Source organism: Leyella stercorea (assembly GCF_019052365.1).
GTDB lineage: Bacteria > Bacteroidota > Bacteroidia > Bacteroidales > Bacteroidaceae > Prevotella.
Map to the genome: position 1 here is coordinate 1 of NZ_JAHQUY010000089.1, position 9,125 is coordinate 9,125.

Annotated in this window: 11 protein-coding genes and 1 pseudogene; all 12 read left to right on the top strand. The window is 45.0% G+C overall.

Features of this window, described 5'->3' with window-relative positions; all coding sequences use genetic code 11:
• Nucleotides 1–64: 64 nt before the first annotated feature.
• Nucleotides 65–898, top strand: a pseudogene (locus tag KTQ90_RS11805) (site-specific integrase); the annotation flags it as partial.
• Nucleotides 899–1,308: 410 nt separating this feature from the next.
• Nucleotides 1,309–1,863 carry a hypothetical protein gene (locus tag KTQ90_RS11810; protein ID WP_021935591.1) on the top strand — a complete coding sequence of 185 codons (555 nt, stop codon included), beginning with the start codon at nt 1,309–1,311 and terminating at the stop codon, nt 1,861–1,863.
• Nucleotides 1,864–1,996: 133 nt separating this feature from the next.
• Nucleotides 1,997–2,365 carry a helix-turn-helix domain-containing protein gene (locus KTQ90_RS11815; protein WP_004320284.1) on the top strand — a complete coding sequence of 123 codons (369 nt, stop codon included), beginning with the start codon at nt 1,997–1,999 and terminating at the stop codon, nt 2,363–2,365.
• Nucleotides 2,366–2,408: 43 nt separating this feature from the next.
• A complete protein-coding gene (locus KTQ90_RS11820) occupies nt 2,409–2,750 on the top strand; it encodes a helix-turn-helix transcriptional regulator (protein WP_005812869.1) in 342 nt (113 codons plus the stop codon).
• A gap of 2 nt (nt 2,751–2,752) precedes the next feature.
• Nucleotides 2,753–3,859, top strand: coding sequence for an AAA family ATPase (locus KTQ90_RS11825; protein WP_005812867.1), 1,107 nt, complete (start codon nt 2,753–2,755; stop codon nt 3,857–3,859).
• A 200-nt stretch (nt 3,860–4,059) separates the two neighbouring features.
• Nucleotides 4,060–4,959, top strand: a complete 900-nt coding sequence (locus KTQ90_RS11830) for a toprim domain-containing protein (protein WP_005812865.1) — start codon at nt 4,060–4,062, stop codon at nt 4,957–4,959.
• Nucleotides 4,960–5,115: 156 nt separating this feature from the next.
• Nucleotides 5,116–6,087 (top strand): hypothetical protein, encoded by a 972-nt coding sequence (locus KTQ90_RS11835; RefSeq protein WP_005812863.1) that lies wholly within the window; start codon nt 5,116–5,118, stop codon nt 6,085–6,087.
• Entirely contained in the window at nt 6,075–6,854 is a 780-nt protein-coding gene (locus tag KTQ90_RS11840; protein ID WP_005812861.1) for a hypothetical protein, read from the top strand. The genes KTQ90_RS11835 and KTQ90_RS11840 overlap by 13 nt, the downstream gene beginning before the upstream one ends.
• Nucleotides 6,851–7,621, top strand: coding sequence for a metallophosphoesterase (locus KTQ90_RS11845; protein ID WP_007837351.1), 771 nt, complete (start codon nt 6,851–6,853; stop codon nt 7,619–7,621). Before KTQ90_RS11840 ends, KTQ90_RS11845 begins: the two co-directional genes overlap by 4 nt.
• Before the next feature lie 221 nt (nt 7,622–7,842).
• Nucleotides 7,843–8,295, top strand: a complete 453-nt coding sequence (locus KTQ90_RS11850) for a hypothetical protein (protein ID WP_005812857.1) — start codon at nt 7,843–7,845, stop codon at nt 8,293–8,295.
• A complete protein-coding gene (locus KTQ90_RS11855; RefSeq protein WP_005812854.1) occupies nt 8,292–8,624 on the top strand; it encodes a DUF4134 domain-containing protein in 333 nt (110 codons plus the stop codon). Before KTQ90_RS11850 ends, KTQ90_RS11855 begins: the two co-directional genes overlap by 4 nt.
• Nucleotides 8,625–8,682: 58 nt before the next feature.
• A complete protein-coding gene (locus tag KTQ90_RS11860; RefSeq protein WP_217318609.1) occupies nt 8,683–9,093 on the top strand; it encodes a DUF4134 family protein in 411 nt (136 codons plus the stop codon).
• Nucleotides 9,094–9,125: the final 32 nt, after the last annotated feature.

Sequence of the window (9,125 nt, forward strand, 5' to 3'; positions counted from 1 at the left end):
TCGTGTATCTGTCTTCACATGCAACTAATCGCTATTTTATCCCGAATTGGGGTAGTTAATCAAAGAAAGAGAGGAAACTGCGTCAGAATCGATAGTTGTCAACTGGCGCAGATTGCACACACTGTTGTCAATGTTTGCCAAGTGTGACTACATACAGTTCTCGCAGATTGACATGAAGTATATTGAGGCATTCCGTTCCTTCTTGATAAAGGCACCGCAGGGTGGTTCTAAGAAAGGAACTATTTCAAGGAATACGGCATCGACGTACTTCTCTATCTTCAAGGCGGCACTCAAACAAGCTTTCGTGGATGGCTATCTGAATTGTGATATTGCTGCCAAGGCTAAAAATATCATGTTTCAGAGTGCTCGAAGAGAGTATCTGTCACTGGAAGAACTTAATATATTGGCAAAGACTCCGTGTGATGATATACTAAAACGGGCAGCCTTGTTCTCTGCACTGACAGGAATGCGACATAGCGATATTCAAAAGCTTAAATGGTCAGAGGTTGAAGAATACAATGGTGGGTACCGTCTCAATTTCACTCAGCAGAAGACTAAGGGCGTTGAATACATGCCTATATCGCCACAGGCATACAAGCTTTGCGGTGAGCGCAAGAAAGACGGAGAACTGTTGGTGTTTGCCGGACTGCCTGACCCTTCATGGATATCTAGGCCTTTGGAACGGTGGGTAAAAGCATCAGGGATTACCAAGCACATCACCTTTCATTGCTTCCGCCACACCTATGCAACGTTACAATTGGCTAACGGTACAGACATATATACCGTAAGCAAAATGTTAGGGCATACCAATGTAAAAACCACGCAAATCTACGCAAAAGTAATTGACAAGAAGAAAGATGAAGCTACAGAAGCTTTTAAGTTGGACATAGATGAATAGTGATTATCATTTGTAAGCACTTAGTATAGAAGACCACTTGTATCAATAAGTCCTTTATTGTACAGGTGGTTTTTAGTGCCTTTCATTTTCAACATTCTATGTAATGATGCTATTGTTTTGGCACTTTAACCTTTCGTGGAAACCAAACATTTATAACAATAAACAGATAAAAATGAAAAAAGACAGCCTTTTTTGGCTTCTCTCTTTTTGAAGAGAGCAAGCGTGTCCACAAACATGTGGAGTGTACAGAAGACTTCTACAGAGAACTGTATGAGTTGTTTGAGATCGCAAGAAGTTGGTATCTTCAAGCTGAAAAGAATCATATGAAGACAGAGTACTTCATAGAACTATTTGAGCGCAGTCACCAATATATTGACTGTGATTGTGCACGTTGTAAGAACTCGCGACAGATGGCAATTGGCATTATTGGTACTTTGTTTAGAGACTCTAAGTGTGTGTCAATAATCAAGAAAAAAGAAGATTATTCCAAGCAGGAACTTATTGAGTTGTTTCTTCAACATGTGGGTACTGGTCTGCCAATCCTTACCCGAAAGAAATCGTCCATCCTCACTTTGGGATGCCAATTGTCAGACAGACAGATGGATTTGTTGGTAGAACTTGTCCAAAGTCACGACATATTTGATTTTGCCGACAACAGTGATGTGCGTAGCGAGTTGTGTCGCCTATTCAAGTGCGACTTGGACGCATCTATCCGTGTAAAGAATGTACGTAATGTAGCCGTACTGTTTGACGCTATGGCTCAATACCATTTGATAAACAATAATTGGCAATATGTCATGGGAGAAGGTCGCTTCTTAACCAGTATCAAAAAGGATGGAACAGAGAAATTCATAACTTCAAGTTGTCTTTCCTCTTCTCTTTCAAGGATAAGAAGAAACGTTTCCATGACAGCAAGTCAATATGCCATCTGCAAATCCATCGAACAGATATTAAGAGAGGAATAAATCACAATAATTCTGCTAAATGAAAGTAAAAACGTGATAGTTTGGTTGATACTGCCTTACTATCACGTTACTTTTTCTATTTAGTGACAGTCTCCCCATAACTTTGCATCAAAAATCATAAAAAATAATTAGCATGGAAGAAAATAGTATAAGATTTGAAGATATTCCCAACGCTATAACGGGGGTACTGAAAAAGCTGTCATCATTAGAAGACAAGATTGATGGTATATATGAACTTGTTCAATCAGAAAAAGAAGAAACATGGTTTACGGTTGCTGAATTATGTGCTTATCTCCCAACACATCCGGTAGAGCATACCATATATTGCTGGACAAGCAATCGGGAAATACCGTTTCACAAGAGAGGCAAACGCATCATGTTCCTCAAATCTGAGATAGATGAATGGCTTCAAGGAACCAAGGGCAAATCGAAGAACGAGATTCAAAGAGAAGCAGAGGAATATGTACTATCTACACAAAGAAAGAATAGACGGCTAATATAACCGTGCTACTGTCTGTAAACAATTTAATTAAGGTACGTGACACATGAATGAAAGACATTTTAGACTCTATGAGCGAATTGTCGCAATAGAAGACAGTTTGGAGGCTTTGGGACCTATTGACAAACTAATAGAGCGAATCGAGGAATTGGAGAAGATGGTCAAGCAGACCAAAACCGTCTTGGGGTTTGACGAAGCATGTAAGTATATTGGTGTTTCTGAAAGCCTGCTATACAAACTTACAGCCGCAAAAGAAGTTCCACACTATAAGCCAAGGGGAAAAATGCTGTATTTTAATAGAGAAGAAATCGACAAGTGGCTGCTCCAAAACAAACAAGAGGTCATTGGAATGGTAACGAAAATAGAAATTGATAATCCGAAAGAATGAAAATGGAAGAAAATAACAAACATGTACAGCCTAACTCAAAAGAGGAAGGAGTACAGCGTCTCAATCGCATATTGAGCGAATCGTTGATAAAGGCAACAGATACTTATAAAACACCTCCTCAGATTATATGGGTTGATAATTCCAGCATAGCCACATTGGGCAACTTCAGTGCTTCTACTGGTAAGGCAAAGGCGAAAAAGACCTTCAACGTGTCTGCCTTGGTAGCCGCTTCCCTCGCCAACGGCAAGGTACTGAACTATCGCGCCAGTCTGCCAGAGGGGAAACGCAAGATACTGTATGTAGATACGGAGCAGAGCCGCTATCACTGCCATAATGTGCTGGAGCGCATCCTGAAGCTCGCTGGTCTACCTACAAGCATCGACAACGAGAACCTTGACTTTATCTGTCTGAGAGAGTACACGCCCTCCGTCAGGATAGAGGTCATAGACTATGCGCTTGCCCAAGACCAAAGCTATGGACTGGTCATCATCGACGGAATCAGAGACCTGCTTCTCGACATCAACAATGCGGGAGAATCGGTCGAGGTCATCAACAAGATGATGGAATGGTCATCAAAGTATGACCTGCACATCCATTGCGTATTGCATCAGAACAAGGGCGACAATAACGTGCGCGGGCATATCGGTACGGAGATGAACAACAAGGCAGAGACGGTGCTTGTCATCACCAAGAGCACCACCAATCCCGACATCAGCGAGGTGAAGGCGATGCACATCCGTGAGAAGGAGTTCAAGCCGTTTGCCTTTACAGTCAATGAGGAAGGGTTGCCAGAGATTGTCGAGCACACGCCGGAGAAGGAAGAAGGTGACAAGCAACCGTCAAGGTTTACTTACCAAGACTTGACATCCGAACAGCATAACGAGGCGCTGACGGCTGCATTCAAGGAGAAACCTATCAAAGGATTCGATCGCATGGTGGAGGAATTAACGCAAGCCTATGCAGACATTGGCTTTAAGCGTGGCAGAAGCGTCATCATCAAAATGCTGAAATACCTGATTAACGAGCAAAAGCTCATAGTGAAGCGGGATAATCATTACTATTTCGGATATACACCTGCCGAGATTGACCTGTTCCATGAAGAGGAATAAAAACAGTTCAGAAACCAGTTTAGTTTACGTCCGTACCTATATATAAGAAATAAGGCCAAAGTAAACCGAAATCGGAGGCTGAATTGGGAAGCGGAAAAGTAGTTTAGCAAATGGTTTAGTTTACGGGTGTGCCTATATAGGAGAAAGGGTAAAGTAAACTGTTTCCATGGACAAAGTAAAACCGAACAAATGAAAGTACAATGAATATTGAACAATCGAAGAAACTGAGCATTATAGACTTCTTAGACAAGGAGAATGTAACGCTGAAAAAGAAGAAGGGCAATGCCTACTGGTATCTGTCACCCTTCAGGGACGAGAAGACCGCATCGTTCAAGGTCAGCAAGAAGGAGAACCTGTGGTACGACTACGCCATTAAGGAGGGCGGTGACCTTGTGGAGCTGGTAAAGCGTATGTATAACAAACAATCCGTTTCCGATGCCCTTGCCTACCTTGCGTCCAAGAGTATTGCCACTGTGGATAAGGCAATCGAGACCGCTATCGCAGCCAAGGAATACACGACAACCAAGATGAACGATGTGAAGCTGCTCCCACTGAGCAACCATTCTCTGCTGTCCTATTTCAGTAGCCGACGGATAGACATCACCATTGGCAGGATGTATTGCAGGGAGATACACTACAAGGTTGAGCAAAAACATTACTATGGCATTGCCTTTGGCAATCTGAGTGAAGGACATGAGGTGCGCAATCCCTATTTCAAGGGCTGCATCGGGCATAAGGACATCACCCTGCTTGCCCATACGTTCAACGAGTGGCAAAACGGTTGTCTGGTCTTTGAGGGCTTCATGGACTTCCTTGCTTATATGACCCTCGTTAAACAGCAAGACCGATGGTTTGTCGTTGAAAGCCCTTGCGACTATATGATACTGAACTCAGTCGCCAACCTCAAACAGGCATTGCATTACCTTGACCGTTACACCCACATCCATTGCTTCCTCGACAACGACCAGGCAGGACGCAAGACGGTTGAGAGCATCAGCAATGTATTCGAGTACAGGGTGACGGACGAGTCCTTCAGATATGCCGACTACAAGGATGTCAACGACTATCTGATGAGGAAGAAACGAACGGCATCTGAATGACATTATAAAGACGAAAACACCATCATTTGATGCAAAAATGGCTCAAATGCATTGAAATTACATATCAAATCTGCACTTTTTCGCCCAAACATGCTTGATTCTCAATTATTATCCTTATTTTTGCATCGTTTTAATACATTATTAAAATGTAGCAGAATGGAATTGAAAAAAGAAATAAGGATATTGGGCAGACGCTTTGAGGTGGAACCTCGTGCCAAGGAAAGCCTGAAAGGCATCACGGTTGGCGAGAAACTCTCATACCGTTTCTATGATGGCACATACCAAGGCACGCCCCTGCTGTTCGTTGAGCCCAAGAAGGGCAATCCCTCTCCACGGACTTGCGCCATCACGGGCAAGCGGTTGACCGAAGCCCTGGGACTGCCTGCGGTGTTTATCCTTGCGCCCGGACCCACCTACGAGCGACACAGACTGGCAGACAAAGGAGTCTTCTTTGTCATGTCCGAGGAATATGCCCATCTGCCAGGCATCATAGCATTGGAGAAGACAAGCAACAGGAAGATTGCCGAAGTATTGACCCCTGTGGCGCAATACATACTACTCTATCACCTACAGGTGGGCAGTATTGAAGGAATGTCGCCAAGGGATATTGCACCGTTGCTTCCATATTCTTACGAAAGCGTCACGTTGGGTGTCACCTGTCTTGAAGATGTAGGACTGTGTCAAAAGATTCAGAACGGACAGCGCAGCAAGGTGGTACACTTCGAGTTGAAGGGCAAGGAACTGTGGGACAAGGCTCAGAACGTCTTGCTGTCACCTGTGGAGAACCGCATCTTTTGCGATGACATACGCTTGGATGCGGAATACCCCGTATGCGGCATCAATGCCCTGGCACATTATTCCATGCTTAATCGTGACCGGGAAGAGATGATAATGATGACAAGCAAGGAATATCGTGCCGTCAAGTCGGCTGATGTCATGGAGAATCCCAACATCTATGACGGCAACTATATCATAGAGGTATGGAAATACCCTGTTGTCAGCAAAATGGGCGACAAAAGCCAGTGGGTTGATCGCCTTTCCCTTGTCCTTTCGTTGAGAGATGATGATGATCCGAGAGTAGAAAAAGAAGTAGAACGAATAATCAGTGAACAGAAATGGAAGGATTAGTCAAGTTCCGTGAAGCATTTGCGGAATACTCAGAAAACTATGTGGTGATAGGCGGAGCAGCCTGTGACATCACCATGACCAATACCGTGGTGCGTCCACGCGCCACACACGACATCGACATGATAGTCATCGTAGAGAACATGACCGAGGCTTTCGCCAATCGCTTCTGGCAGTTTGTGCGGGAGGCTGGCTATCGACCTGAAAAGAGGAAACAGGAGGCTGGTGAGCCACCAAGGTATGAAATGTATCGTTTCCTTGATGGTAAAGACGGCTATCCCGAGATGATAGAACTGCTGTCACGCCACCCCGACGTGCTTGGAGAGCCAAAGGGATTTGTCATAGAACCTATCCCGACCGATGAAGATGTGTCGAGTCTTAGTGCCATCATCATGGACGATGATTACTATCACTTTACTATCGCACACAGCCAACTGACTGATGGCATACGCCATGCCAATTCCGCTGCCTTGATAGCACTGAAGGCAAGAGCCTACCTAAATCTCATGGCAGACAAGCGGGACGGCAAGCATGTGAACACCAAAGACATCAAGAAGCACCGTTCGGACATCCTGAAAAATGTGGTCATAATGACTGAGGACAACATTGAGGCTCCTGCTTCAATAGTGGCATGTATAAGGGAGTTTGTCGCCTCCATCAGAGCCGACTGGTCAACTCTCGCAGAACCATTGTCAAAGTCACTCGGTCAAGACGAGGCATTTGTGACCGGACTGTTAGATCAACTGGATGAATTGTTTATAGAAGCATGACCAATATGAAGATACAATACGCATCCGACCTGCATCTGGAGTTTGCCGACAATTGGCGGTATCTGAAAGCCCACCCCTTGGAGGTGACGGGCGACATACTGCTGCTTGCCGGCGACATCGGCTATCTCGGCGATGACAACTACTCCAAGCATCCCTTTTGGGACTGGGCATCGGAGAACTACAAGGAGGTGCATTGCTGCATGGGCAACCATGAGTTCTACAAATATTATGATGTGGCGACACTGCCCGACGGCTATCTCTTGGAGGTACGTCCCAATGTATTCAGCCACTACAACGGTATTGCGAGGATTGGCGACACCGACATCATCCTCTCCACCCTTTGGTCGAGGATTCCTTTGGAGGACGCTTACTTCACCGAGCAAGTGATAAGCGACTTCCGCCGTATATTATATAAAGGTGAGCTGATGACCCATGCCCAATTCAATGCTGAGCATGAACGTTGCCTCACCTTTATCAAGGATGCAGTGGCATATTCGCAAGCAGCCCATAAGATTGTTGTCACCCATCATGTACCATCGTTCCGTATGCTCCACCCAAAGTTTCAAGGCAGCAAGGCAAACGTGGCGTTCACCGTAGAGTTGGAGGACTATATCACCGATAGCGGCATAGACTATTGGATATACGGACATTCGCACACCAACATCGATGCCAGGATAGGCAACACCCAATGCTTGTCCAACCAGTTGGGCTATGTTTTCTCTAACGAACATCAGGACTTCTCCCATGGCAAGTACCTGACCATATAGCCATCCACATTTTTTTCATCCACCCTCTTTACAAGCTCTTCCCTATCGGAAGGGCTTTTTTTGTGCCTTTCGAGTTTGATTTTTGAGTATGATTGCGAGTGTAATCAAAATTAGAGTTAAGATTTGGCTCCGCGGAAAGTCATTTCGGTTTAAGATTGAAGAAAAGGTAGTTCCTTTGCATCGGCAATAAGCCAAACCATAGTAAAATCAAACTTGAAAATATGAAGTCATTTGTAATATTCGCCATTGTCGTGACCATAATCTATGTCATCTACTATACGGTCATCATCGTGCAGGATCTGTACGGAAAGCCCAAGGACGAGAAGTCACAGGGCGAGTCGTTTGATGTCAGTGACATGACCGACGAGGAAGAGTCGATAGCGGTCAGCGAGAGCGACGGTGGTTTCAGCGTAGGCGACAACCAATATGAGACAGCCTACGAGGAGAAGCAGCTTGCAGAGCCTACAGAGGAGGCAGCCGCCACTGCGGAAGAGAGCAAGCCTCATGTGCTTGAAAAGATACAAAGCGCAATCGAGAAGAAGATGGAGGAAGTGAATACCACCTATTCCGACCCCATGTATTCGGAAGAATTGAACAACACCATCATCGCCCGCGGTCTTCGTCACAATGGACGTGACATGGTCAAGGTGGAATCACTCAATAATGAGATATGATGTCAAAAACAAGAAGTGCATTTCTATCATTATATGCCGCTTTAACCCCAGCTCTGGCCAGTGCTAAGTGTGGCAACGTGGACTACAGCTGGGGAGCGGACGCACTTGCGAGTGCCCATGACTATGCCGTGACGATGATGCTCTATATCGTTTATCTGTGCTATGCAGTGGCGGGCATCGTGGTCATAGTCAGCGCCTTGCAGATATATATAAAGATGAATACGGGCGAAGAAGGAGTGAAGAAGAACATCATGATGCTGGTGGGAGCCTGCCTGTTCCTCATAGGAGCGACCATCGTCTTCCCCGCTTTCTTCGGTTATCAGATTTGAGATACAGGTGATACGAGATAAGATAACTCAAAGTGTAACAAATTAAAAGGTAAAAAGAATGTTTGAAAGGATTAACAAGAAGGTGAAGGGATTCTTCTCTTCACAGCGCATGAAAACGCTCGCCCTGATGTTGCTTGTCGGCACCACCGCAGCAATGGCACAGAACGCAGCCGGCGACTACTCGGCAGGAACGACCGCGCTTACCACAGTGACGGAGGAGATTGCCAAGTATGTACCTATCGTGGTGAAGCTCTGCTATGCCATTGCAGGTGTCGTTGCAATTGTCGGAGCCATAAGCGTTTACATCGCCATGAACAACGAGGAACAGGACGTGAAAAATATCTTAGTCCTCCGAAATGCGTTTGAAAAGACAAGAAAGCAAATGAAAGCAAATGCACTAAGTATCAATGCTTTAAGCGATAATTTGAATTTTCCGATGTTTGCCAAACTCACTCTTAAAAAGACATAAAAGACTGTTTCTTGTTTCCGTTTTGTTTCTCG

Coding starts and splice junctions, on each gene's coding strand:
- KTQ90_RS11825 (WP_005812867.1), top strand. CDS start 2,753: ATGGAAGAAAATAACAAACATGTACAGCCTAACTCAAAAGAGGAAGGA.
- KTQ90_RS11815 (WP_004320284.1), top strand. CDS start 1,997: ATGGAAGAAAATAGTATAAGATTTGAAGATATTCCCAACGCTATAACG.
- KTQ90_RS11820 (WP_005812869.1), top strand. CDS start 2,409: ATGAATGAAAGACATTTTAGACTCTATGAGCGAATTGTCGCAATAGAA.
- KTQ90_RS11840 (WP_005812861.1), top strand. CDS start 6,075: ATGGAAGGATTAGTCAAGTTCCGTGAAGCATTTGCGGAATACTCAGAA.
- KTQ90_RS11830 (WP_005812865.1), top strand. CDS start 4,060: ATGAATATTGAACAATCGAAGAAACTGAGCATTATAGACTTCTTAGAC.
- KTQ90_RS11845 (WP_007837351.1), top strand. CDS start 6,851: ATGACCAATATGAAGATACAATACGCATCCGACCTGCATCTGGAGTTT.
- KTQ90_RS11835 (WP_005812863.1), top strand. CDS start 5,116: ATGGAATTGAAAAAAGAAATAAGGATATTGGGCAGACGCTTTGAGGTG.
- KTQ90_RS11810 (WP_021935591.1), top strand. CDS start 1,309: ATGGCAATTGGCATTATTGGTACTTTGTTTAGAGACTCTAAGTGTGTG.
- KTQ90_RS11850 (WP_005812857.1), top strand. CDS start 7,843: ATGAAGTCATTTGTAATATTCGCCATTGTCGTGACCATAATCTATGTC.
- KTQ90_RS11855 (WP_005812854.1), top strand. CDS start 8,292: ATGATGTCAAAAACAAGAAGTGCATTTCTATCATTATATGCCGCTTTA.
- KTQ90_RS11860 (WP_217318609.1), top strand. CDS start 8,683: ATGTTTGAAAGGATTAACAAGAAGGTGAAGGGATTCTTCTCTTCACAG.